The 23725-nt window shown below is 62.5% G+C and carries 28 protein-coding genes; 10 read left to right on the top strand and 18 right to left on the bottom strand.

The genetic code is table 11. From position 1 onward, the window contains the following. Positions 1–51: 51 nt before the first annotated feature. The 3 genes from FFM81_RS01910 to FFM81_RS01900 form a co-directional block, all read right to left on the bottom strand. The gene (locus FFM81_RS01910) at positions 52–411 is read right to left on the bottom strand and encodes a response regulator (RefSeq protein WP_003567048.1); all 360 of its coding nucleotides are present in this window, start codon (positions 409–411) and stop codon (positions 52–54) included. A 170-nt stretch (positions 412–581) separates the two neighbouring features. Next, the gene (hpt, locus tag FFM81_RS01905) at positions 582–1124 is read right to left on the bottom strand and encodes a hypoxanthine phosphoribosyltransferase (protein ID WP_003567049.1); all 543 of its coding nucleotides are present in this window, start codon (positions 1122–1124) and stop codon (positions 582–584) included. Between the two features lie 134 nt (positions 1125–1258). After that, positions 1259–1909: a hypothetical protein gene (locus tag FFM81_RS01900; protein ID WP_003567050.1), complete on the bottom strand. Its 651-nt coding sequence runs from the start codon at positions 1907–1909 to the stop codon at positions 1259–1261. 206 nt (positions 1910–2115) lie between these two features. On the opposite strand from FFM81_RS01900, the gene ftsE reads away from it, so the two are divergent. The 4 genes from ftsE (at position 2116) to FFM81_RS01880 (ending at position 5491) form a co-directional block, all read left to right on the top strand. Beyond that, on the top strand, positions 2116–2775 hold the full coding sequence (gene ftsE / locus FFM81_RS01895) for a cell division ATP-binding protein FtsE (protein WP_003567051.1): 660 nt from the start codon (positions 2116–2118) through the stop codon (positions 2773–2775). Further along, positions 2768–3781, top strand: coding sequence for a cell division protein FtsX (locus FFM81_RS01890; protein ID WP_025417179.1), 1014 nt, complete (start codon positions 2768–2770; stop codon positions 3779–3781). Before ftsE ends, FFM81_RS01890 begins: the two co-directional genes overlap by 8 nt. 67 nt (positions 3782–3848) lie before the next feature. Further along, a complete protein-coding gene (locus tag FFM81_RS01885) occupies positions 3849–4565 on the top strand; it encodes a YdcF family protein (protein WP_003567056.1) in 717 nt (238 codons plus the stop codon). 128 nt (positions 4566–4693) lie between these two features. Beyond that, positions 4694–5491: a lysophospholipid acyltransferase family protein gene (locus tag FFM81_RS01880; protein WP_003567058.1), complete on the top strand. Its 798-nt coding sequence runs from the start codon at positions 4694–4696 to the stop codon at positions 5489–5491. A gap of 2 nt (positions 5492–5493) precedes the next feature. Here FFM81_RS01880 and FFM81_RS01875 read toward each other — a convergent pair whose 3' ends face one another. Next, positions 5494–6024, bottom strand: a complete 531-nt coding sequence (locus FFM81_RS01875; RefSeq protein WP_025417180.1) for a gamma-glutamylcyclotransferase — start codon at positions 6022–6024, stop codon at positions 5494–5496. Between the two features lie 50 nt (positions 6025–6074). Between FFM81_RS01875 and FFM81_RS01870 the strand changes: the two genes are divergently transcribed. Further along, a complete protein-coding gene (locus FFM81_RS01870; protein ID WP_025417181.1) occupies positions 6075–7091 on the top strand; it encodes a DUF2125 domain-containing protein in 1017 nt (338 codons plus the stop codon). Here the strand turns inward: FFM81_RS01870 and FFM81_RS01865 are convergent. From FFM81_RS01865 to FFM81_RS01850, 4 genes are all read right to left on the bottom strand, one after another. After that, complete coding sequence (locus FFM81_RS01865; protein ID WP_003567063.1) at positions 7088–7507, bottom strand: GNAT family N-acetyltransferase; 420 nt, start codon at positions 7505–7507, stop codon at positions 7088–7090. The two genes, FFM81_RS01870 and FFM81_RS01865, sit on opposite strands and share 4 nt — an antisense overlap. 7 nt (positions 7508–7514) lie before the next feature. Beyond that, entirely contained in the window at positions 7515–8441 is a 927-nt protein-coding gene (locus FFM81_RS01860; RefSeq protein WP_003567065.1) for a prephenate/arogenate dehydrogenase family protein, read from the bottom strand. Beyond that, entirely contained in the window at positions 8438–9535 is a 1098-nt protein-coding gene (gene hisC, locus FFM81_RS01855) for a histidinol-phosphate transaminase (protein ID WP_025417182.1), read from the bottom strand. Before hisC ends, FFM81_RS01860 begins: the two co-directional genes overlap by 4 nt. Before the next feature lie 91 nt (positions 9536–9626). Then, positions 9627–10403: a class I SAM-dependent methyltransferase gene (locus tag FFM81_RS01850; RefSeq protein WP_003567069.1), complete on the bottom strand. Its 777-nt coding sequence runs from the start codon at positions 10401–10403 to the stop codon at positions 9627–9629. 53 nt (positions 10404–10456) lie between these two features. On the opposite strand from FFM81_RS01850, the gene gloB reads away from it, so the two are divergent. Together gloB and FFM81_RS01840 are read left to right on the top strand one after the other, a co-directional pair. Further along, the gene (gene gloB, locus FFM81_RS01845) at positions 10457–11227 is read left to right on the top strand and encodes a hydroxyacylglutathione hydrolase (protein WP_025417183.1); all 771 of its coding nucleotides are present in this window, start codon (positions 10457–10459) and stop codon (positions 11225–11227) included. Then, positions 11227–11649: a cupin domain-containing protein gene (locus FFM81_RS01840; protein WP_003567072.1), complete on the top strand. Its 423-nt coding sequence runs from the start codon at positions 11227–11229 to the stop codon at positions 11647–11649. The genes gloB and FFM81_RS01840 overlap by 1 nt, the downstream gene beginning before the upstream one ends. Position 11650: 1 nt before the next feature. Here the strand turns inward: FFM81_RS01840 and yddG are convergent, their stop codons facing one another. Together yddG and FFM81_RS01830 are read right to left on the bottom strand one after the other, a co-directional pair. Further along, positions 11651–12538 carry an aromatic amino acid exporter YddG gene (gene yddG / locus FFM81_RS01835; protein WP_138385204.1) on the bottom strand — a complete coding sequence of 296 codons (888 nt, stop codon included), beginning with the start codon at positions 12536–12538 and terminating at the stop codon, positions 11651–11653. Between the two features lie 30 nt (positions 12539–12568). After that, complete coding sequence (locus FFM81_RS01830) at positions 12569–13345, bottom strand: DUF3108 domain-containing protein (protein WP_138385205.1); 777 nt, start codon at positions 13343–13345, stop codon at positions 12569–12571. Between the two features lie 241 nt (positions 13346–13586). Between FFM81_RS01830 and rpmB the strand changes: the two genes are divergently transcribed. Together rpmB and FFM81_RS01820 are read left to right on the top strand one after the other, a co-directional pair. After that, positions 13587–13886, top strand: coding sequence for a 50S ribosomal protein L28 (gene rpmB, locus FFM81_RS01825; protein ID WP_138385206.1), 300 nt, complete (start codon positions 13587–13589; stop codon positions 13884–13886). 109 nt (positions 13887–13995) lie between these two features. Then, positions 13996–14631: a VUT family protein gene (locus FFM81_RS01820; RefSeq protein ID WP_138385207.1), complete on the top strand. Its 636-nt coding sequence runs from the start codon at positions 13996–13998 to the stop codon at positions 14629–14631. Between the two features lie 9 nt (positions 14632–14640). On the opposite strand, the gene FFM81_RS01815 is transcribed toward FFM81_RS01820, so the two are convergent. The 5 genes from FFM81_RS01815 to FFM81_RS01795 form a co-directional block, all read right to left on the bottom strand. After that, positions 14641–15207, bottom strand: coding sequence for an ATP-binding protein (locus tag FFM81_RS01815; protein WP_138385208.1), 567 nt, complete (start codon positions 15205–15207; stop codon positions 14641–14643). 82 nt (positions 15208–15289) lie between these two features. Continuing rightward, complete coding sequence (locus tag FFM81_RS01810; protein WP_138385209.1) at positions 15290–16309, bottom strand: esterase-like activity of phytase family protein; 1020 nt, start codon at positions 16307–16309, stop codon at positions 15290–15292. Positions 16310–16330: 21 nt separating this feature from the next. After that, on the bottom strand, positions 16331–18232 hold the full coding sequence (cobT, locus tag FFM81_RS01805) for a cobaltochelatase subunit CobT (protein WP_003567085.1): 1902 nt from the start codon (positions 18230–18232) through the stop codon (positions 16331–16333). Positions 18233–18245: 13 nt separating this feature from the next. Further along, on the bottom strand, positions 18246–19238 hold the full coding sequence (gene cobS, locus FFM81_RS01800) for a cobaltochelatase subunit CobS (protein ID WP_138385293.1): 993 nt from the start codon (positions 19236–19238) through the stop codon (positions 18246–18248). Between the two features lie 307 nt (positions 19239–19545). Further along, complete coding sequence (locus tag FFM81_RS01795) at positions 19546–20163, bottom strand: J domain-containing protein (RefSeq protein WP_025417190.1); 618 nt, start codon at positions 20161–20163, stop codon at positions 19546–19548. A gap of 105 nt (positions 20164–20268) precedes the next feature. Here FFM81_RS01795 and FFM81_RS01790 point away from each other — a divergent pair, with 105 nt between their 5' ends. After that, positions 20269–20550 carry a BolA family protein gene (locus FFM81_RS01790; protein ID WP_128397367.1) on the top strand — a complete coding sequence of 94 codons (282 nt, stop codon included), beginning with the start codon at positions 20269–20271 and terminating at the stop codon, positions 20548–20550. A gap of 42 nt (positions 20551–20592) precedes the next feature. Here the strand turns inward: FFM81_RS01790 and FFM81_RS01785 are convergent, their stop codons facing one another. From FFM81_RS01785 to FFM81_RS01775, 3 genes are read right to left on the bottom strand one after another with little or no spacing between them, the layout of a single operon-like run. Next, positions 20593–21906: an HlyC/CorC family transporter gene (locus FFM81_RS01785; RefSeq protein ID WP_128397368.1), complete on the bottom strand. Its 1314-nt coding sequence runs from the start codon at positions 21904–21906 to the stop codon at positions 20593–20595. Beyond that, the gene (gene aroB, locus FFM81_RS01780) at positions 21903–23033 is read right to left on the bottom strand and encodes a 3-dehydroquinate synthase (protein ID WP_138385210.1); all 1131 of its coding nucleotides are present in this window, start codon (positions 23031–23033) and stop codon (positions 21903–21905) included. Before aroB ends, FFM81_RS01785 begins: the two co-directional genes overlap by 4 nt. Further along, positions 23030–23620: a shikimate kinase gene (locus tag FFM81_RS01775; RefSeq protein WP_025417194.1), complete on the bottom strand. Its 591-nt coding sequence runs from the start codon at positions 23618–23620 to the stop codon at positions 23030–23032. The genes aroB and FFM81_RS01775 overlap by 4 nt, the downstream gene beginning before the upstream one ends. Positions 23621–23725: the final 105 nt, after the last annotated feature.

Below are 23725 nucleotides of genomic sequence, written 5' to 3'. Positions count from 1 at the left end.
AAACGGTGCATACGTCGTCCCGAAACCCGCTCAGGCGTTCGGCATCATGCCTCAGGCGACGAGCGCCCTGGCGACCGCCTTGCGGATATCCGGAAGCGCAAATGGTTTGGCGACAACGTCGATGATCTTTTCGGCAAGATCATCGGCCCGTTCACGCTGTTCGGCATAACCGGTCATCAGCAGAATCTTCAGGCCGGGAAAGGCGTCTTTTGCCTGATGGGCGAGTTCGATGCCATCCATCACAGGCATGCGGATATCTGAAAGCAGCAGATCGTAGGCCCCGTCCCTCAGCTTCTCCAGCCCCTCGGCGCCATCGGCCGCTTCATCCGTCTCATGACCGTCGAGCCTGAGCGCCCGAGCTACGAAAGACCGCAGGGAGTCCTCGTCTTCCGTAATCAGAATTCTTGCCATATGTGCATTGCTCCGTCTTCAGCCCCGCGACGGAAATCACCAGACTTTCCTTTTCGATCGGTAAAGATGGCGAAGCGATGGACGGAATGGTTAACAACCCGTCTCGACCGGCAAGACAGCGCGCCCCGCATCTTTCGGAGGTCAAAGATGCCGGAACACGCCGCAGCAGCTCAGGCGTCGCCGGTGACCACGCCGACGAAGGGCAGTTCGCGAAAGGCATAAGCCACATCCATGCCGTAGCCGACGACGAAATAGTCGGGGCACTCGAAGCCGACATAATCGGCCTCCAGCTTTTCCTTGCGCTTGACGCGTTTGTCGAGCAGCACGGCGATGGTGACGTTGCGCGCGCCGCGCTCGAACAGCAATTCCTTGGCAAACAGCAGCGTCCGGCCGGACTCGAGAATATCGTCGATCAGCAGGACGTCGCGGCCATGGACGTCGCTGTCGATATCCTTGACGATGCGGACGCCCTGCGAAACCGTGCCGATGCCATAGCTCGACAGCGTGATGAACTCGACCTCCGGGGCAAGTCCGCTATCATGCAGAGCGCGGATCAGGTCGGCGGCGAAGATGAACGAACCCTTGAGCACGGCGATGACGAGCAGGTCCTTGGTCGGGCCGTTGGCGATCTCCCGCGCCATCGAATGATTGCGCTCGGCGATCTGCTCGGCAGTGAAGAGCGGCTCGATATTTTTTCCGCGCACGACAGGCATAAGGGCTTGCTCCATGAAAAGAAGGGTAAGCCGTTAGCACATATGCGAGCTTGAAACAGCCTCGTCAGCCATGAATTAACGGGATTGGCGCGACCTGCAGCGGGAATTTCCGCCACTCGGTGCGGAAGTGGCGTCTACGGCAGGAACGAGAGCCGGACCTCCGGTAGTTTTCCGCCGGCATGCTGGACGCGCGCCGAGAAGCCTCGGCTCTGGCCGCTATAGATGACATCGGAGGGCGGATTGATGACGATGCTTGCAGTCAGCCGCTCGTCGGTGACGAGATCGGCGCGGATCGGCTGCACCATCTGCGTAGTGCCGCTGTCGTTTTCGATGATGCCGTTGATGACGAGCACCCGCATGCCGTTCGCGTCGCGCGGCGCCACCGTCACATGGGTGAAATGCAGCGGCGCTCCGGAATAGGCCGGCTCTGCCGAAAAACCGGAAAAGCCGCCCGCAAGCCCGAAGACGAGCACGGCGAGCGCCAGCACCAAGCCTGCGAAGCTCCGCATCGACGCGCGCTGCAGGAAAGCTTCCGCATCGCGCAGAACAGTTGCCATTGCCGGCGCCTGCTGCGGCGGCGCTGCCTGTGTTTGGGCCGCGCGCCTGCGGTTGTCGTTATAGGTTCTTGCAGCAAACTCCGTCGGTCGGACTTTGCCGAGCGTTACGAATTCGGCGTCGGAAATATCGGCGGGACGCGCCGCGCGATATTGGCGGCGTGCGGGTTCCGGCGGCAGGAAATCATAGGCCTGGCCCGGCGTCCGGCGGCTGAAGGAGGATGCTTCCATGATGGCTGCCTCGCAGATGTCCACATGGTTTCGCTGCCAGGGGGAATCTTGGCATTGAAACGAATCCTCCTCAGTCGTAAATTTTAATGGTTAATGCTTCGCAAAGATCGCCATCAAACGGGCGTCTTTCCAGCAAAATTTACCGGCTGTTAACGGTGTTGGTTAACAAGTCACACGGTGAAACCAAGAACAGACTGAGCTGCCCGTTGATCCACTTCGAGAATGTCGGTTTGCGCTATGGCATGGGCCCGGAAATCCTCCGGGACCTGACCTTCGACATTCCGAAAAAATCCTTTCAGTTCCTGACGGGCCCATCGGGTGCCGGCAAGACGTCGCTGCTGCGGCTGCTCTTCATGTCGCTGCAGCCGACCCGCGGCCTGATCCGCATGTTCGGGCGCGACATTTCCGAAATTCCCCGCCCGGAACTGCCGCTGCTGCGCCGCCGCGTCGGCATCGTCTTCCAGGATTTTCGCCTGCTCGACCATCTGACGACCTATGAGAATGTCGCTCTGCCCTTACGCGTGCGCGGCAAGGATGAGAGTTCCTACAAGACCGACGTCCTGGAACTGTTGAAATGGGTCGGCCTCGGCGAACGCATCAACGTGCTGCCGCCCGTGCTCTCAGGCGGCGAGAAGCAGCGCGCCGCGATCGCCCGGGCACTGATGGACCGGCCGGAAGTGCTGCTTGCCGACGAACCGACGGGCAATGTCGACCCGCCGATGGCCAAGCGCCTGCTCAACCTTTTTCTCGAGCTGAACCGCCTCGGCACGGCCGTTGTCATCGCCACGCATGACCTGGCGCTGATGGAACAGGTGGAGGCCCGCCGCATGATCCTTTCGGGGGGGCATCTCGATATCTATGACTGAGCCCCCATCCAGAAACCCGGGCAAGGCGCCTGATAAGGCCGAGCAGAAGCGGCCGGAAATGCGCGTGCGTCCGACCGCGCCGATCCTGCCGCCGTCCAACATCCAGGGCAGCGCCTTGATGGTGGTGATATCAATCATGGCTTTTCTCGCCTGCCTGACGCTCGGCGGCGTCAGCATGGTGCGCTCGACGGCGGCAAGCTGGGAGAGCCAGATCTCCCGCGAGATCACTATCCAGATCAAGCCGGACGACAATCTCGACATGGAAAAGGCGCTGGCGCAGGCGCGCGACCTGGCGCTGACCTTCGTCGGCACCAAGAGCGGCCAGATCGTCGACGAGGCGGCGACCGCCCGACTGCTCGAACCCTGGCTCGGCCCCGGTCTCGATCTCAAGGATCTCCCCGTCCCCCGCCTGGTCGTCATTACCATCGACGAGAGCAATCCGCCGGATTTCGATGGCATGCGGGCGATGCTCAAGGACAGCATCCCGCAGGCCAGCCTCGACGATCACCGCACCTGGGTCGACCGGCTGGTGTCGATGGCGCACACGACCGTCATGATCGGCACGGGCATCCTCTTGCTGGTCTTCTCGGCCATGGTGCTGACCGTCGTCTTCGCCACGCGCGGCGCGCTGTCGGGCAACCGCCACATCGTCGAAGTGCTGCATTTCGTCGGCGCCGAAAGCTCCTTCGTCGCCACCGAATTCCAGAAGCATTTCCTCAAGATCAGCCTCAAAGGTTCGGCGATCGGCAGCGCCCTTGCCGCTCTCTTCTTCGCCACCGCCGGTTTCTGGCAGAGCCGCACGTTGGCCACCCCGGAGACGGACCAGGCCACCGCGCTTTTCGGCACCTTTTCCGTCGGCGTGCTCGGTTATGCCGGCATCTTCGCAACGATGATCGTCATCGCGCTGCTGACCACCTTCACCGCGCGCCTGACCGTCATGCGGACGATCTATGAAATCGATACATTGCGCTCGGACCCAACACGCACCGACGGCATTGCGAGTTGATCGTCACCATGCCGTTTTGTTCTGAAAGCGTCTGTTCCGCGCCGCAATCAGCGTATAGTCACGATTCATGACGATGGGAGATACGACACCCAACCCGATTCATCAGGGCCCGGAGCTTGACCGTCCGGCGGCTTTGCCGCCGCGGCGCGGGCTGATCCGCCGCTTGCTGCGCTGGGGCGGCTTTGCCTGCGTGCTGGCAATGGCGCTGGTGTTCGGCGGCTTCCTGCGTTTTGCCGATTCCGTCACGACTCTGAAGCCTCCGGTCGAGCCGAAGGCGGATGCGATCGTCGTACTGACGGGGGGCTACCAGCGTATCGACCAGGCCGTCGAATTGCTGCAGAAGGGCGCCGGCAAACGGCTGCTGATCTCCGGCGTCCACCCGACGACGACGCCACGGCAGATCCGCAGGATGACGCAGGGATCGGCCGACCTTTTTTCCTGCTGCGTCGACATCGGCCACGACGCCATCGACACGATCGGCAATGCCGAGGAAGCCTCTAACTGGATCCACGCCAACGGCTACAGGAGCGTCATCGTCGTCACCAACAATTACCATATGCCGCGAAGCCTCGCCGAACTCTCCTATGTCGACCCCGACATCGAATTCATCGCTTATCCCGTGGTCAATTCGGATTTAAAGAGCCGCAACTGGTTCACCGACCCGAACGCGATGCGCGTCATGCTTGCCGAATATGTAAAGGTGCTGCTGACCGGCGCCCGCAACATCACCGGCTTCGGCCGCCACACCGGGCTGCGCTCGGCAAGTGCGTCTGGCCAGAACTAGAGCCTTTCCTTGAGTCGGGAGAAATCGGCAAAATGCTCGAGGCTTTTGCATCGAGGCGTCATCAAACGCTTTTTATGGCGGCTAATATCGTGTAGGCCGGTCGCGTGAGCATGCCTCGGGAAAGTTTCATGATCGCTCTGCGTTCCGTCCTCTTCAACACGATCTTCTACGCCAACCTCATCATCCGGATGATCGTGCTCTCGCCATATTATTTTCTGGCGCCACGCCTGACCGCCTATGCGATCCCGAAGAACTGGGCGCGCTCCAACCACTGGCTGATGCGGGTGATCGTCGGCACCACCTTCGAGATCGAGGGTCTGGAGAACCTGCCTGATGGCAGCTACATCCTGGCGCCGAAGCACCAGTCCTTCTGGGATACCTATGCCTTGCTGCCCTGGCTGAAGGACCCGGTCTACATTCTGAAGCGCGAACTGATGTGGATTCCGCTGTTCGGCTGGTATGCCAAGAAGCAGCGGGTGATCCCCGTCGATCGCGGCGCCCGCGGCAAGGTGATGGTGGAAGTGTTGAAGCGCACAAAGCAAGAGCTTTCGACCGGCCGCCAGCTGATCATCTATCCCGAGGGCACCCGCCGCCCGCCGGGCGCCGAGCCGGTCTATAAATACGGCATCGCCCGTATGTACCGCGATCTCGCCATTCCCGTGGTGCCGATCGTCATGCATCCCGGTCTGTTCTGGCCACGCCGGAGCATTCGTCGTTATCCCGGCCATTTCAAGGTCAGGATCCTGCCGCCGATCCTGCCGGGCATGGATCCGGACGCGTTTTTCGCCCATCTGATCGAGGTTTCGGAACGGGCAAGCGACGAGCTTCTGCTTGAAACCGTCGAGGCGAACCCGCATCTGCCGCTGCCGCCGACCGCAGTCGAAAGGCTGGCGGAGCTGCGCAAGCTCAAGGCGGCGACCGCCTGAAGTCAAGCGGCGCGCAGCCGCTCCACTTCGTTGACGACCTGCTCCAGCCAGTGATCGCGAATGCCCATCTGCCTCAGATGTGCCAGCGTGTTGAAAACATAGGCATCGTTCGGCCCGGACTGGCCCGTGGCCTCGTTCACCACGCGCGCCGCCTCAAATGCGTCGAGCGTACCGGCATATTGCTCATGGTCGCGATCGGCAACATAAGTAACCGCACCCACCCTGCGGCCTCCGGCAAATTGCAGCCGCACCCGCCGCTCCAGATAGACATTGGTGACCAGTTCGCGGGCGCGCAGATAATCGATCACCTCATCCCATTTATCCGGGGAAATACGGAAGGCCATGCCGCGGCAGGCGCCGCCTCTGTCGAGGCCGAGGACGAGGCCCGGACTGTCGCGCGTGCCGCGATGGACGAAGGAGCGTACACAGAGCGAACGCCTGTAGCCGTGCACCAGAGCATCTGCCCGTTCCAAAAACTCGAAGCCCGGATTCCACATCAGCGAACCGTAGCCAAACACCCAAAATTCGTCCATATCGCACGCCAGACCGGAATCACATTTGCGATTCACCATTGGAGAACATCATGGCAGCGTCAAGCCAATCCGGCAGCAGCCAATCCGGTAGCAGTAAGAAATTCTGGCTGCTGGGCGGCGGCATCCTCCTGGTGATCGCGCTTTATACCGGCGGCTGGTTCTATGCGGCCTCGGCGTTGAAGACCACGGTGCTGAAGGCGATCGCGCCGCGCGACCAGGCAGGCGTGACCGGCGAATGCTCCGATATCGAATTCCGCGGCTATCCCTTCCGCATCGGCCTGTTCTGCTCCAAGGTCGATGTCGACGACAATGTCAACGGCGTCTCGGCCAGCTTCGGAGCGCTGCGCTCGGCAGCCCAGGTCTACGCACCCGGGAATATCGTCTGGGAACTCGATTCGCCGGCTGAGATCCGCACCACCAACGGCCTTTCGATCTCGGCGCAATGGACGGATCTGCAGGCGAGTCTGGCGACCAGGCTCAGGGGCATCAACCGCAGCTCGACCGCCATCGAGGGCCTGAAGGCGACGGCCGTCTCCTCCTACACCGGCCAGACAATCAGCTTCGATGCGGCTCGGACCGAAATCCATCTGCGCCAGAACGGCGGCGATCTGGACGGCGCGATCTCCGTGCAGGATGCGAATACGGCGATCAAGGACTGGCCGCAGATCTTCCCGAAATTCTCTGCCAGCATCGATCTGACCGTCGCCGGCAAAGCCGGCTTGATCGACGGCAGTGATCCGAGCGGCCTCAACGGCGCCAGCGGCGAACTGCGCCGCATCGTCGCCGACATCGGCGACGGCAAGGTAATGACGCTGACCGGCCCCTTCTCCTTCGACGAGCAGGGTCTGCTCTCCGGAAAATTCAAGCTGGAGATCGAACAGCTCGGCCCCTGGGGCCACAGCTTGAAACAGGCCTTTCCGGATGTTGCCTCGACCGTCGATACGGCGACGAAGCTCTTGAAATCGCTTGCCGGCGGCAAAGACAAGGTCTCGGTCGATCTCGTCGTCGATCACGGCAACGCCACCGTCAGTGGCTTCATCCCGCTCGGCCGGATTCCGCCTATCTAATCAATCCGTTTGACGAAGAACACCTCAGGCACCAATTGCAGGCCTGGCAGCTCGATCGCACCGGTTTCGGAAAATCCGTTGCGGCGATGCCAGTCCTGAGGACGGCTCTCGTCGCATTCGCTTGAGGTCATCAGCAGGCGGGCGCCCTCGCCGCGCATCGCCTCTTCCCAAGCGAGAAACAGTGCGGTCCCGACGCCCGACCGGTGGTGGCCGGGCAGGACGCGAATCATTTCCATATAGGGAACCCTGCCCCAGAAGCGGGAGAAGCGCAGGAAGCCGACGATCTCCCCAGCCTGCCTGGCGATGAGATATTCGCCAAGCGCCACGCATCGCGATACCCATGCCTTGCCGGCACTGGCATCCTCGCGAGCCAGCCAGTTGATATCCGCCTGACTTGCGCTCGCTACCTCCACCATCGCGAGGTTACTTCTTGTCCAGTGCGTGGGGGCGACCGAAATCCGGTGCGTCGACGTCCTGGCCGGCCTGGACGATCGAGCGGCGGATGGCGCGTGTGCGGGTGAAGAGTTCGAAGATCTTGTCGCCCTCGCCCCAGCGGATCGCCCGCTGCAGATAGGCGAGATCCTCCGAGAAGCGCGCCAGCATTTCGAGGATCGCATCGCGATTGTGCAGGCAGACATCGCGCCACATGGTCGGGTCGGAGGCCGCAAGGCGGGTGAAGTCGCGAAAGCCGGAGGCGGAATATTTGATGACTTCCGATTCCGTCACCGTCTCCAGATCGTCGGCGGTGCCGACGATGTTGTAGGCGATGATGTGCGGCAGGTGCGAGACGATCGCCAGCACCTTGTCGTGATGCTCCGCATCCATCTCATCGACCTTCGAGCCGAGCGCTTCCCAGAAGCCGCGCAGCCGCTTCATTGCCGTCTCGTCGGTGCCTGCGACCGGCGTGAAGATGCACCAGCGACCTTCGAAGAGACCGGGGAAGCCGGCATCCGGGCCGGATTTTTCCGTACCTGCCAGCGGATGGCCGGGAATGAAATGCACACCGGCCGGAATATGCGGCAGCATCTGCGCGATCACCGAGGCCTTGGTGGAGCCGACATCGGTGACGACAGCCCCCGGCTTCAGGCTTGCTGCTATCTCTTTGGCCACACTTTCCGAAGCGCCGACCGGCACCGAGACGATCACCAGATCGGCATCCCTGACGGCATCGGCCGAAGAGGTCGTGTAGCGGTCGCCGAGACCGAGTTCCTCGGCACGCTTCAGCGTATCGGGGCTGCGTGTGGCGACGACGATCTCTCTTGCCAGGCCGAGCCGCCGGATGTCGTAGGCAAGCGAAGAGCCGATCAGACCGATGCCGATCAGCGCGATACGATCGAACTGCACGTTCATACCTTGCGTCCCATGAATTCGCTGAGTGCGGCGATGACGCCGCGGTTGGCCTCTTCGGGGCCGATGCTCATGCGCAGCGCATTGGAAAAACCATAGCTGCGCACGGCGCGCAGGATGTAACCGCGGCTCGTCAGCAGCTCGTCGGCATCGGCGGCGCGCTTGCCGTCGATGTCGGGAAAATGGATAAGGACGAAATTGGCGACCGACGGCGTCACCTTCAGGCCGATCGCCTCAAGCGCCTGGGTCAGCGTCTCCACCCACATCTGGTTGAAGGAAACGGCCTGCTGCACGAAGGCTTGGTCGCGGATGGCCGCGGCACCCGCAGCGATTGCCGCCGCGTTCAGATTGAAGGGCCCGCGCACGCGGTTCACCGCGTCGACGATCTCAGCGGGCGCATACATCCAGCCGACGCGCAGCGCCGCAAGTCCGTAGGCCTTCGAGAAAGTGCGGGTCATCACCACGTTGGCATTGGAAGACACGACCTCGATGCCGGCCTCATAATCGTTGCGGCGGACATATTCGGCGTAAGCCGCATCGAGCACCAGGACGACATGTTTCGGCAGCCCGGCCTGCAGGCGGCGAATCTCGCTGACCGGGACATAGGTGCCCGTCGGATTGCCGGGATTGGCGATGAAGACGATCTTCGTCTTCTCCGTCACCGCGGCAAGGATCGCATCTACATCGACGGTATGATCCTTTTCCTTGACGACGACGGGCGTCGCGCCGGCGCCCATGATCTGGATCTTGTAGACCAGGAAACCGTGCTCGGTGATGATGCCCTCGTCGCCGGCGCCGAGATAGACATGGCAGAGCAGGCCGAGCAGCTCGTCGGAGCCGTTGCCGCACAGGATGTTCGCCGGGTTGAGTCCGTGCACGGTGGCGATCGCCTCACGCAATTCCACCGACTGCCCGTCGGGATAACGCCCGAGATTGTCGGCAGCCCCCTTGCAGGCTTCGATCGCCTTCGGGCTGGCGCCGAGCGGCGTTTCGTTGGACGAAAGCTTGTAGACGCGAGCAACCCCCGGCGCATGTTCCTTGCCCGGCACATAGGATGCGATATCGAGAATACCGGGACGCGGAACAGGCTTGCTCATCTCAACGCTCATGGGTCGACCTTGGAATTGCCGGAAATGACCACGTCGCATTAAAGCGGAATGCCGTTCTTGTCGAGAGCAGGCAACGGCGTCAGCGATTGCGTGTGGTCGGCACGCCGTGGGGTGCCAGAACCGGCACGAAGACGCGGCGGGAGGCGCGTGCAGCGACCGGCAGCCCCTGATAGAGCCGCTTCTGCGCCTCGACGATGATGACGCCTGAGAAGGCCGGCCACAGCGTCCGGCCGATCCGCTCGAAAGCGCGGCGAAGCCGCAGGATGGTCCTGAGCTTCGAGGGCGGGAAGAACAGCGCTTCAGCGGTCGCGCCGGGCGTGAAATTCGTCTCGCGCAGCAGATGGGTCAGCTGCCCGCGGGAATAGGGCCGGCCCGAGCCGAAGGGTGTATGTTCCATCCGCGCCCAGACACCGCGCCGGTTCGGCACGACGATGACCAGCCGTCCGCCCGGCGCCAGCACCCGCCAGAGCTCTTTCAGCGTTTCGCGCGGGCTTTCGGCGAATTCCAGCGAATGCACCATCAACACCCGGTCGATCGAGGAATCCGGCAGCGGCAGTTCCTCGTCGAAGACCAGTGTCGTCGTCGAGAGCGAGCCCATTGGCCAGTTAACCGCGCCCTGACCGGCCGGCATGAAGGCGAAGGTGCGTTCGGTGTCGGCCTGGAAGCGATCGAGGAAGGGCACGGCATAACCGAGGCCGACGAGACGCTCCTGCGGCAGCCGCACCCAGAGCGACGACAGCGCCATGGCGATCGACTGCTCGGCAAGACGCCCGAGCTCGGAGTGGTAGAACTGGCGTAGGTCGACGATATCGGCGTGCATTGCGATAAATGTTATCAGCGGGCGGTTGGACTTCAAGGCCGGACCCTCTACATTTCCGCGAGACTCGCATGACAAGGGATTATTGCACGATGAAACCTTTGGAATTGGACGTTTTTCTCTGCCGCACCGACAATTTCGGCGTTCTCGTCCACGACCCGGAAACAGAATTGACCGCGGCGATCGACGCGCCGGAGGAAGCGCCGATTCTGCAAGCGGCGGCGCGCCGCGGCTGGAAGATCACCCATATCTTTACCACCCATCACCACACCGACCATGTCGCCGCCAACCTGGCGCTGAAGGAACAGTTCGGCTGCGAGATCATCGGCCCGATCAACGAGGCCATCGCCATTCCCGGCCTCGACCGGACGATGGCCGATGGCGACAGCTTCCTTTTTGGCGATCACACGGTCAACGTCATCGAAACACCGGGCCATACCGCCGGCCATATCTGCTATCACTTCGCCGACGACAAGCTGCTCTTTGCCGCCGACACGCTGTTTGCGCTCGGCTGCGGCCGGCTGTTCGAACGCCCCGCCGCCGACATGTGGCATTCGCTGCAGAAGCTTGCCGTGCTGCCCGATGAGACCGCCGTTTATTTCGGCCACGAATATACGCTCTCCAATGCCCGCTTCGCACTGACGGTCGATCCCGGCAATGAACGGCTGAAAAGCCGTGCCGCCGAGATCGAGGCCTTGCGCACTGAGGGCAAATTCACCATTCCGACGACGCTGGGGCTGGAGAAGGAAACCAATCCGTTCCTGCGCGCCGCCGATCCGGCGATCCGCCGCAATCTGCTGATGGAAGGCAAGACCAACGAAGAAGTGTTTGCAGAGATCCGCAAGCGCAAGGACAATTTCTGATGTCGCCCGAGGATATCATCCGCGACCTCGGCATGCAGCCACATCCGGAAGGCGGCTGGTATGTGCAAACATTCCGCGACGCGGCAGGCGGAGAACGCGGCCACTCAACGGCGATCTATTACCTCTTGACCCGGGGACAGCGCTCGCACTGGCACCGCGTCCACGACGCCGCCGAGGTCTGGCATTATTACGCCGGCGCCCCGCTCTCGCTGCATCGCTCTGAAGACGGAACGACGAGCGAAACGCTGACGCTCGGAACAAACCTTTCCGCCGGCGAACGGCCGCAGGCGATCATTCCCGCCAATTGGTGGCAAGCGGCCGAAAGCCTCGGCGATTTCACCCTTGTGGGATGCACCGTCTCGCCCGGCTTCGAATTTTCCAGCTTCGAGATGGCGCCATCCGGCTGGACGCCCGGCGGCTAGATCATTCCGCCGCAACCGGCGGCTGGATCCTGCGGCGGAACATGTCCTGGGCGGCCAGCACCGCCCCGCCGGTGACGAGCAGGCAGGCGAGAGCGATGCGCCAGCTCGGCTCGGCAAAGCCGAACAACGTCAGGATCAGCGTCGACAGCAATGGTGCGGCATAACTGGCCGCGCCGAGAATCTGGATATCGCCGTTCTTGACGCCGTAGTCCCAGGCATAGAAGGCAGCCCCGACGGGCAGGAGCCCGAGCCCGATGACGGCGAGCCATTCGAAACCGGTTGCCGGCCAGACGGTCGTCTCCAGGCCGAGATGGCAGACGAGCGACAGGAGCGAGGTCGCCAGGCAGAAGCCGGTGACGACATCGGTGGAGACGGCGTCGAAGCGCCGGGTCAGCAGCGAGTAACCGGACCAGGTGAAGGCGCTGAGAAAGGCGGCCCCGTAGCCGACCGCATAAGCGCCGTTAAAATCGATGCCGTTGCGGGCGACGATCAGGAAGGTGCCGCAGAGCCCGGCGAGGGCGCCGGTAACATGATACCAGCGCAGCCGTTCGCCCGGCAGCAGCGCCGAGCCGACGACGATCAGCAGCGGCCAGAGATAGGCGACCAGCCCCGCCTCTACCGCCGGGGCGTTTCTGAGCGCGGTGAAATACAGGAAATGATATCCGAACAGGCCGGCGATGCCGGTCAACCAGACCTTGGCCGGCTGCTTCAGCAGCGCCAGGCGTGACGGGTTGACGACAAGCACGACGAGGCCGGGAATGCTGCCGATCGCAAAGCAGATGGCCGAAAGCTGAAACGGCGGCATCTTGCCGGAGGCTGATGTAAACAGCGCCAGGAACGACCACATCAAAATGGCCGTGAAACCGATCAATGTCGCGCGAAGCTTCACCCGCCCCCTTTGACGGAGACATGAACTCCGTTAGCTGCTGCCGTATTTGACGGCAGTGATCGTCACCATGCCATATTCGGTCGGAATGCGCACATAGACGGGAGCGTATACATTTGCCGCCTCCGACTTGGCAAACCAGATTTCCATCCGGTCGCTCTTGCTGAGATAGACGATGTCCTTGCGGCCCTTCTTGTAGCCCGAGCGCGGCACGAAGCGCACGCCGCAGACAATCGCCTTGCCCTTGAAGCCGTTGGTCGAAAAATCCTCGTCGCCCTTCGGCGACAGCACCAGATCCATGCGCGTCTCGCCGTCGAAGATCGGCAACGTCTGCGAGCAGACCTTGGTATCGCCGGTGAAGACCAGGCCGGAGATCGGATCCAGCACCGAGCGCATGTCGCCGGGCGTCACGTCGATCCAGTTCTTCGGCCGTTTCGGCGTCGGTGTCGTCGTCGCCGAGACGATGTTGCCGTTGCGGTAGCTGACCTCGTAGACGCGGGCCTTCTTGCCGGTCTTGTAATAGAGCGAATATTTCTGCGCCTGCAGCCGATCGTCTCGCACGACGCCGGTGACGCTGGTCTTGGCCGAAATCGTCGTGATGAGATCGGCAAGACCGGCCGAATTGATGCTGCCGGCAATCTTATAGCTGTGATCGTCCTCGATCTCCGTCAGGAACGCGGCGCGCGCGATCGGCAGGCCGGCAAGTGTCACCCGATATTCCGTCCGATGCTGGATTTCGGCCGCCGATGCCGGTATGGCAAGAAGCGCTGCGATGGCCGAAATGAAAATCCGTCTGCCCGAATGAGCCATGAAAAGAGCCTTGTCTTGCCGCGCGCCGGCAGCCTTTGCCGAGCGCTCTATACTCCTGCCGTGAAGGGAAGAAAACAGCAGCTTTTTGACAGAATTGCGGGAAAGGCCAAGGTTTGGCTTGACGCGAGCAGCCGGTCTGACTATAGAACCGCAACTTTCCAATCATGCCCGTTGGATTGCGCGCCTGGTTTTGACCGGGATGGCAATTCGATGGCCCGACAAAAACAAGAATAGGTGTTCCATGTCCCGCGTGTGCGAATTGACCGGCAAGGCCGTCCTGACTGGTAACAATGTCAGCCATGCCAACAACAAGACCAAGCGCCGGTTCCTGCCGAACCTGTGCCAGGTGACGCTAATTTCCGACGCTCTCAACCAGCGTTATCGTCTTCGCGTTTCGGCTGCTGCCCTTCGCTCGGTCGAGCATCGCGGCGGCCTCGATGCCTTCCTGATCAAGGCAAGCGAAACCGAACTGTCGATGCGCGCCCGCCTGCTGCGCCGCCAGATCGTCAAGAAGACCGCCGAAGCGGCTGTTGCTGCCTAAGCTTCTGCCCGTCTTTCATACGGCTTCGAAAGGCTTGCACGGATAAACCCGGTCAAGCCTTTTGCTTTGCCTGAGCACTCCAACTGGTGGCATCACCCAGGATAAAAAAATGCTGAAGACGCGCTATACGATCGCCTATGTCGCCCTGATGACGCTGGTCGTCGTCGCCTCCAACTTCCTCGTCCAGTTCCCGCTGAACGCCGAAGTCGCCGGCATCAACCTTGCCGATATCCTGACCTGGGGCGCCTTTTCCTATCCCGTCGCCTTCCTGATCACCGATCTGACCAACCGCCAGTTCGGCCCGCAGGCAGCCCGCAAGGTCGTGCTGGCCGGCTTCGTCGTCGGCGTGACGCTGTCCTTCTTTACGTCAGTGCCGCGCATCGCCATCGCCTCCGGCTCGGCCTATCTCGCCGGCCAACTGCTCGATATCGCCGTCTTCAATCGCCTCCGCCGCCAGGCCTGGTGGCGCGCGCCGCTCGTCGGCTCGCTGATCGGCTCGGCGCTCGATACGGTGATGTTCTTCTCGCTGTCCTTCGCCGCGTTTTTCGTTTTCCTCGGCCCGAACGAACCTTTCGCGCTGGAAGCCGCTCCCGTCTTCGGCGTTTTGACCACAGAGGCGCCGCGCTGGATTTCCTGGGCGCTCGGCGATTTTGCCGTCAAGATGATCGTCGGCCTGGTCATGCTGCTGCCCTACGGCGCCCTGATGAACGTGCTGCGGCCGATGCAGGCCGCCCGCGCCAGTTGAGCAACGAGATCACCGACGCCGCCGGACAGCCCCGGCGGCGATCACAGGGTGCAGAAGCACCTCTGCCGTCAGATCGTCGATCTCGCGTGATGAATCGAGCCGCAGCACCGGCGCCGTCTGCGTTTCCAGCCATTGCTCATGCGCGGAAAGACTGCGGCGTTCGGGACCTGCCGTATCGTAGCTTGCCGCCCATTTCAGGAACTGCCCGCTTTTCACTTCCATGTCACCGCCGGGTCCTATCCTGTTTCCGTAGCGGGCAATCTCCCGCGCACGGATGCGCGTCATGCGAAGCTCCGGCTCGATCCTGAGGAACACGATCAGATCGTAGAACGGCTCGATCGGCCTTCCCCATTTCAGCGCCGATCCGGAGAGAACCCAACCACCCGGCCGGCCCGTCTCCTTAAGCAGCAGCCGGATGCGCTCGTCTGCATCCCTCGACGTCGTGAACGGCGGATCGGTCGGCAGCCAGAAGAAATCGTCGGTGTCGAGATGGGCGATAGCGAGCTTTTCGGCAAGCGCCAGGCCGAGCGATGTCGTGCCGGAACCGGACGCGCCCATGACATGGATATGCACCATGATTTCCCTCCGAGAGCGGCGACAGGACCAAAGGCTCAGATCGACCGACTGCGGTTCAATCCGATAGCCAAAGCTTGTGACGTCAGTCTGACGCCGCCTGCTTCACATTGTCGGAAAGTCGGAATTCCAGCATCAGATTGCGCTGCAGGATCGAATGGTTGTCGTCCGATACCAGGATAATATGGGTCGTGCCGTCGGCGGCCTGGAACGTGTCGATCCCTTCCATATTGTCGATCTGCGAGTTGAAATTGCCTTCGAGCAGCAATTCGCCGTCGACGACGGCGCCGGGCCGGATATCGGCGCCCTTGATGCGCCGAAGGCGCATGCCGATGCCTTCGGCCATGTTGAAGCGGCGTTCCAGCAGCAGCAGGTCACCGTTCGGCAGGAAGGCGCCATCGGTGACGTCGAAACTGCCGTCGCGTGCGACCGCGAACTGCCCTTTCAGCGGCCCGCTCAGAATGGCCGCCAACCGGTTGCCGTCGCGGTCGAGACCGCGTTCCGAAACGATGACCACGCCGCCCTTGAGTGGGCTCGACGCGGGCGCGACGGTGATGGTCTCGATACCGCGGTTGTCCCTCAGCATCTTGCGCGGGATGAGGATCGGCAGAGTGCCGATCGCTCCCGATTGGGCAAAGCCCGGGTCGGGATAGACGTCGACGCGATGATCCTGCTCGAAGGAGACCAGGATACGGTCGCCATCAAACGCCAGGCCCTCGGCATCCATATGCCCCTTGCCCTCGAAGCTGCGCCCGGCGCTGTTCTTCATCGGGGTGATCTCGACATCGGAAAGGCCGGAAAGCCTGCCCTTGACGTCGCGCTCGATACTGCCGGTCAGCCATTGGCCGGTATCGAGCACCACGACGAAATGCCTTTGATCCTGCCGGAAGCGGATGGAGGAGAGCGAGCCGAACAGCGCTCTGCTCGAGACCATCTCCAGCCCGCCGAGAAATTCCAGCGATCCGAATTGCATCTGCGAAGAGCCGATCCTGAAATCGGATATTTGCCGGCTAATGACCGGCACTTCGCCCGCCCATGACGGGCACGCGCCGGCTGCGACGCAGAGAGCGATCGACGCCGCATGGCAGAGGCGCTTGCCTATCATTCCCGTTTCCCTGGAGCAGCGTCAGCCGGCACGGCGGAGCCGGCCGCCGCGCGGCTGGGTGGCTTGATCTTCGAACAGTGAGGCCAGCTGCTCGGTCATCGCGCCGGCGAGTTCGTCGGCATCGACGATCGTCACGGCGCGGCGATAGTAACGCGTCACGTCGTGACCGATGCCGATTGCCAGCAATTCCACCGGCGAGCGCGTCTCGATCCGTTCGATGACGGCGCGCAGGTGCCGCTCGAGATAATTGCCCGGATTGACCGACAGCGTCGAATCGTCGACCGGCGCCCCGTCCGAAATCATCATCAGGATGCGGCGCTGCTCGCGGCGGGCGAGCAGGCGGTTATGCGCCCAGATCAGCGCTTCGCCGTCGATATTTTCCTTGAGCAAGCCCTCGCGCATCATCAGCCCGAGATTGGCGCGCGCGCGCCGCCACGGCGCATCGGCCGATTTGTAGATGATGTGCCGCAGGTCGTTGAGGCGGCCCGGCGTCTGCGGCTTGCCGCCAGCCAGCCAGCTTTCACGCGCCTGCCCGCCCTTCCAGGCTTTCGTCGTAAAGCCGAGGATCTCGACCTTGACGCCGCAACGCTCCAGCGTGCGAGCGAGAATATCGGCACAGGTGGCAGCAACCGTGATCGGCCGGCCGCGCATCGAGCCGGAATTGTCGATCAGCAGGGTGACGACGGTGTCGCGGAACTGCGTGTCGCGCTCCATCTTGAAGGACAGCGCCTGCATCGGATCGATGATGATGCGCTGCAGCCGGGCGGGATCGAGATAGCCTTCTTCCAGGTCGAAATCCCAGGACCGGTTCTGCTGCGCCATAAGGCGGCGCTGCAGCCGGTTGGCGAGGCGGCCGACCGCGCCCTGCAGATGCGCCAGCTGCTTGTCGAGGAAGGCGCGCAGGCGTTCCAGCTCGGCGGCGTCGCAGAGTTCCTCGGCGGTGATGATCTCGTCGAACTCCTCGGTGAAGACGTGATAATCGACCTTCTCGTTGAAATCGGCGAAGGGTGTGTTCGGACGGCGGGTCTCGCCCGGCGTTTCCGAATCGTCCTCACCCTCTTCCATCATGTCGTCGTCGGAGATTTCGGCGCCTTCGGTCTCGCCGTCCTCCATCTGCTCGTCGGCGACTTCGCTGTCCTCGACCGGGGCGGCATCGGTGCCGGCATCCTCGTCGACCTCGTCCTGATCCTGCTCGTCGCCGCTCGGCTGGTCTTCCTGATCCGACTGGTCGTCATTGTCGGCGTCGCTGTCGTCGTCGCCGTATTCCTCGGCCATTTCCATGGCCGACAGCATGTTGCGGATGACCTTGGCGAAGGCCTGCTGGTCGTTGATCGCGCCCGACAGATTGTCGAGCTCGGTGCCGGCCTTGTCTTCGATGAAGCCGCGCCAGAGGTCGAGAACCTTGCCGGCGGAAGCTGGCGGGCGCTGCCCGGTCAGCTTCTCGCGCACCATCATCGCCACGGCTTCGCCGACAGGGGCGTCTTCCTGGCGCTCGATGCCGGTGAAATTCGCCTTGGAATATTTCTCTTCGGTCATGGAGCGCAGATTCGACGCCATGCCCTCCATGCGCAGCGCGCCGATCGATTCGACACGCGCCTGCTCGACGACGTCGAAGATCGCCCGGGCGTCGGAGCCCTGCGGCGCCATCGTCGCATGCATCTTCTCGTCATGGCAGGCAAGGCGCAGCGCCATGGAATCGCCGAGCCCGCGGGTAACCGCCAGCTCGTGCGCCGTCGGCCGCTTGGAAAGCTCCGGCAGCCGGATGCGCTCGCCGGTCATCCCCGGCCGTTCATTGGCGAACGTCACCTCGACATCGCCGTCGCCGGCGATCGAGCGCACGCAGCCGGTTATCGCCCGGCGCAATGGCTCGACGTCGACGGGCGCGCCGGGCTTTGCTTTCGAATTGTCACCGCGAGCTGCCATGATCGGTCGGGCCTCAGGCTCCGAGAACGATATTGGCGGCACTTTCCCTCAGCTCGACGCCGAAGGCCCGCTGATAATGCTCGGCAACCAGCGGACGCTCCAGTTCGTCGCACTTGTTGAGGAAGGTGACGCGGAAGGCGAAGGCGAGGTCGCCGAAGATCTCGGCATTCTCGGCCCAGGTGATGACGGTACGCGGGCTCATCACGGTGGAGAGATCGCCATTCATGAAGGCGGCGCGCGTCAGGTCGGCCACGCGCACCATCTTCGAAACGGTCTCGCGGCCTTCCCTGTCCTTGCCGAAGCTCTTCACCTTGGCGGCAACGATATTCACTTCGTGATCATGCGGCAGGTAGTTCAGCGTCGTCACGATCGACCAGCGGTCCATCTGTGCCTGGTTGATCTGCTGGGTGCCGTGATAGAGGCCGGTGGTATCGCCGAGGCCGATCGTGTTGGCGGTCGCAAACAGGCGGAAGGCCGGATGCGGCCGGATGACGCGGCTCTGGTCGAGCAGCGTCAGGCGGCCGGAAGATTCCAGCACGCGCTGGATGACGAACATCACGTCGGGGCGGCCGGCATCATATTCGTCGAAGACCAGTGCGACATTGTGCTGGTAGGCCCAAGGCAGGATGCCGTCCTTGAATTCGGTGACCTGCAGCCCGTCCTTGACGACGATCGCATCCTTGCCGACGAGATCGATACGGCTGACATGGCTGTCGAGGTTGATGCGCACGCAGGGCCAGTTGAGGCGTGCCGCCACCTGCTCGATATGCGAGGATTTGCCGGTGCCGTGATAGCCGGAAATCATCACGCGGCGGTTATGGGCGAAGCCTGCAAGAATGGCGAGCGTCGTGTCGCGGTCGAACAGGTAGTCGGTGTCGAGATCCGGCACATAGGCGTCGCCCTTGCTGTAGGCGGGAACGCGGATGTCGGAATCGATGCCGAAGGTCTCGCGGACCGAAACGGTGGTATCGGGCTGTTCTGAAATATCCAGGTCGATCTTGCTCATCATGTCTCCAAGGCGGGTGATGCCACCCGGCCATACTGTCTCAGCCATGTCGCAACCGTGACGCCGGGATTTTATTCCGCGCCCGTCCAGGTCGGAACGTCGGCGATGCTTCTCCGGGACTGAAACGAAACCTCGGCGGGATAATGACCGCGTGCGAGCATTCTTGAAGAGTCCCGGACAAGAAACGCCGCGTCCGGAAGGTCGGCGGAGGCGATGTCGGGAAAACGCACAAATATGAGCCGCGTTTGCCTGCGGCCTCAGCCGATTTGGACCATACCCGATTGAAGCCCAAGAGCAAGGACGGGAACTAACAAAAACCGTTCTGCTTCAACAATTGATAGGCCTGAATGACGGCGCGGAAACGCTCCTCCGAGCCACGGTCGCCGCCATTGGCATCCGGATGGTGCTTCTTGACCAGTTCCTTGTAGCGGCTCTTGATCTCCGCCGAGGTCGCATTGGCGTCGAGACCCATCGTATCGAAGGCCTTGCTTTCCAGCGATTTCAGCTTGCGCGCCTGGGGAAAACGCGGCCCGCTGCCCTTGCCGCCTTCCTTGACGAAGCCGAAGGGATCACGAACGCGCGTATAGGCGCCGGAGCGTATCTCCGAATGCAGCGGACTGTCCTTCGCCGACTTGTTGACGCCGACGGTCCAGGTCGGCCGGTGGCCGGTAATCGCCTCTTTCTGGTAGCGGGCGATCTCGCCGTCCGAAAGACCGGAGAAATAATTGTAGCCCTTGTTGTAGTCCTTGACGTGCTCGAAGCAGAACAAAAAGAACTGGCCTTCCGCATTGCGTCCGACAGGAGCGCGATGCGAGCCTTTCTTGTCGCAGCCGTCCCATTGACAGGTAGGCGGGGCCTGCTCTGTCTCCTGCTCGCGTTTGCGGCGTGTTCGGATGCGATCGAAATATTTGGAATCAAGTCTCATAGCGGCGCTAATTATGGGGCTGTCGTGAGGCGACGACAAGAATTGACAAATGGGTTTGTTGCTGGCTTGGTGGGAACCTTTTTCGCGAAACAGCAAGACCGGACGATGACCCTGCGAACCCGCATCGAAGAAAAACTAGTCGAAGCCTTCGCGCCGGAGCGCCTGAGCGTCATCGACGAAAGCCATCTGCATGCCGGCCATCAGCCTGACATTACTGGCACCGGCGAAACCCATATGCGGGTGAGAATCGTCTCGACCAAATTCGCCGGCATGTCGCGGCTGGCGCGCCACCGATCGATTACCGATCTGTTGAAACCGGAACTCGATGCCGGCCTGCATGCGCTGGCCGTCGAACCGGCAGCCCCCGGTGAGCCGACCCGCTGGTAGAAAAGCCTATATGGAGACTGATCGGCCGCGACCCAAGCCGGATCAGCCAGGTTTTGCGCCGTCTTCGCCGGCGGGCCGGATGCGCAGCTTGGTGATGCGGTTCTTTTCCCGCTTCATGACCACGAAACGCTTGCCATAAAAAGTGAAGGCCTGGCGCTCCTCCGGGATGGTCATCGATTCATGGATGACCAGGCCGGCAATCGTCGTCGCCTCCTCGTCGGGGAGATGCCAGTCGAGCGCGCGGTTCAAGTCGCGGATCGGCACGCCGCCGTCGACGACGACCGAACCGTCGGCCTCCTGGCGCACGCCCTGGATCTCGATATCGTGCTCGTCGGAAATATCGCCGACGATTTCCTCGAGAATATCCTCCAGCGTGACGATACCCTGCACCTCGCCATATTCGTCGACGACGACGGCAAAATGCTGCTTGCGGCGCAGGAAGGCGTTGAGCTGATCTTCGAGGTTGGTGCTGTCGGGCACGAACCACGGCTTCTGCGCGATCTTCACGATATCGAGGTTCTGCGGCTCCATGTTCGGCTCGGCAAGCGCCCGCAGCAGATCCTTGGCATGCACGACGCCGATGATGTTGTCGATCGTCCCGCGCCACAACGGCATGCGCGTATAGGGACTTTCGAGAATGGCGCGCACCACCGCTTCCGGCGGATCGTCGGCGTTGATCGCCCGCATCGCCGTGCGGTGGACCATGATGTCGGAGAGTTCGAGCTCGCCGAGATCGAGCACGCCGCCGAGGCGGTCGCGGTCGGCCTTCACCACCGATCCCTCGCGGTGCAACAGGTCGACGGCGCCGCGCAGCTCCTCATGCGCCGTCAGCATCGATACCTCGCGCGAGAGGTTGATGCCGAACAGCGCCAGGATCCGGCGGACGATCGCATTGACGAAGGAGGAAATCGGGCCGACGACGAGAACGAAGAGCCTGGCCGGAACGGCGATGGCAAGCGCGAAGCGGTCGGGCGTCGAAATCGCCCAGCTCTTCGGCAGCACTTCGGCGAAGATGACCAGAATGACGGTCATCGCCAGCGTCGCCAAAGCCACGCCGGAACTGCCGAACAGGCCGAGGAACAGGCTGGTGGCGATCGAGGAAGACAGGATATTGGCGAGATTGTTGCCGATCAGCAGCGCGCCGATCAGCCGGTCGCGCCGCTCGATCAGCTGCCGGACGAGGCCGGCGCGTTCGTCGCCGTTGACCTCAAGCGTATGGATGCGGCTGCGCGACACGGCGGTCAGGGCGGTTTCCGAGCCGGAAAAGAAGGCGGACATCAGCACGAGCGCGGTGATCGAAAGGATCTCCGGCCAATAGGTTGCAAGAAATGCCAGAGCGCCTTCAATCGTCGTCAAGGATGTTTTTCCCGGAGAAAGCTGATCACTTCGGAGGCCGGAACGTCGTCGGCGACGAAGGACTGGCCGATGCCGCGGGTCAGGATGAAGGTGAGCTTGCCGCTCTTGACCTTCTTGTCCTGGGCGATCGCATCCATCAGCGTTTCGGCCGGCGGCAGTTCGCCCGGAATCTCCGCCATGCGGGTCGGCAGACCGACCTCCTTCAGGTGCCGCTCGACGCGCCGCGCATCGTCGGGGCTTGCCAGATTCATCCGCGCGGAGAACTCATGGGCCAGCACCATGCCGATCGAAACGCCTTCGCCGTGCACGAGGCGGGAACTGTCATAGGCGGTCGCCGCCTCAAGCGCATGGCCGAAAGTATGGCCGAGATTGAGCAACGCCCGCTGGCCGTTTTCGCGCTCGTCGGCAACGACGACATCGGCCTTGGCCTGGCAGCTGGCGGCAATCGCCTCGATGCGTGCGGAGCCGCCTGCAAAAACCGCTTTCCAATTGGCTTCGAGCCAGGCGAAAAAATCCGGCTTGTCGATCAGCCCGTATTTGGCGACCTCGGCATAACCGGCGCGGAATTCGCGCTCGCTCAGCGTATTCAGCACGTCCGTATCGGCCAGAACCAGGTCCGGCTGGTGGAAGACGCCGATCAGATTCTTGCCGTGGCGGGAATTGATGCCGGTCTTGCCGCCGACAGACGAATCCACCTGCGACAGCAGCGAGGTCGGCACCTGCACGAAGCGCACGCCGCGCCTGACGATGCCGGCCGCAAATCCGGAGAGATCGCCGATGACGCCGCCGCCGAGCGCGATCACGCAATCGTTGCGCTCGACGCGGGCTTCGAGCACCTTGTCGCAGGCGGTCATCAGATGTTCGAAGCTCTTGGTCTTCTCGCCGGCCGGCAGCACGACCGCAGCCGAGGCGATGCCTGATGCATCAAGGCTGGCAACGAGGGCGTCGAGATAGAGCGGCGCGACATTTTCATCGGTGATGACAGCCGCCTTGCGGCCCTTGAGGCGGGAGGCGATTTCGGCGCCGGCCCGTGCGATCAGCCCCGGCCCGATCAGGATGTCGTAGGCCCGCTCGCCGAGCGGCACATGCACCGTCTGGACTGATGAGGCGGAGGGTATCGCATTCATGACGCTGCATTTTCCTTCTGAGCTTCGATCACCGCCTTCAGCACCTCGTCGGCCATGATTTCCTTGCGCACGTCGCGCGACAGCACCGTGAGGTCGGCCTGCGCATAGATCGGGTAGCGCGCATTCATCAGGCCTTCGAGCGTCTGCTTCGGATTTTCGGTTTTGAGCAAGGGCCGCGTGTCGCGCTTGTTGACCCGCTCCCAGAGCACCTCGAGATCCGCCTTCAGCCAGACGGAGACGCCGCCCTTCCTGATATGCCGGCGCGTCCGCTCGTTGATGAAGGCGCCGCCGCCGGTGGAGACGACCCGCGGCCCGCTCTTCAACAGCCGCTTCATCACCCGCGTTTCCAGCGCCCGGAATTCGTCCTCGCCATAGGCGGCGAAAAGTTCGGCGATCGTCATGCGCGAAACGCGCTCGATTTCGTGGTCGCTGTCGATGAAGGGAATGCCGAGCTGGCTGGCGACGATGCGGCCGACGGCGGATTTTCCAGCCCCCATCAGCCCGACGAGGATCAGATTGCGTGAACCGAGCGCGGCGCGAGCTCTGTCTTTCAAGCTGTCAGCAACGGTCAGCAGTGGTTCACTCATCGGTCCATTCACACTTTGTTTGCAAACCGTATCGACAAATGCAGGTAGAGCGTCAAGTCGCGGACAAGGGAATCATGGCTTGAATACCGCTTCTTGCACTTGCAG

The sequence above is a fragment of the Rhizobium hidalgonense genome, from assembly GCF_005862185.2.
In the GTDB taxonomy this organism is placed as follows: Bacteria; Pseudomonadota; Alphaproteobacteria; order Rhizobiales; family Rhizobiaceae; genus Rhizobium; species Rhizobium hidalgonense.
This window is presented reverse-complemented; position numbering and strand designations above follow the sequence as displayed.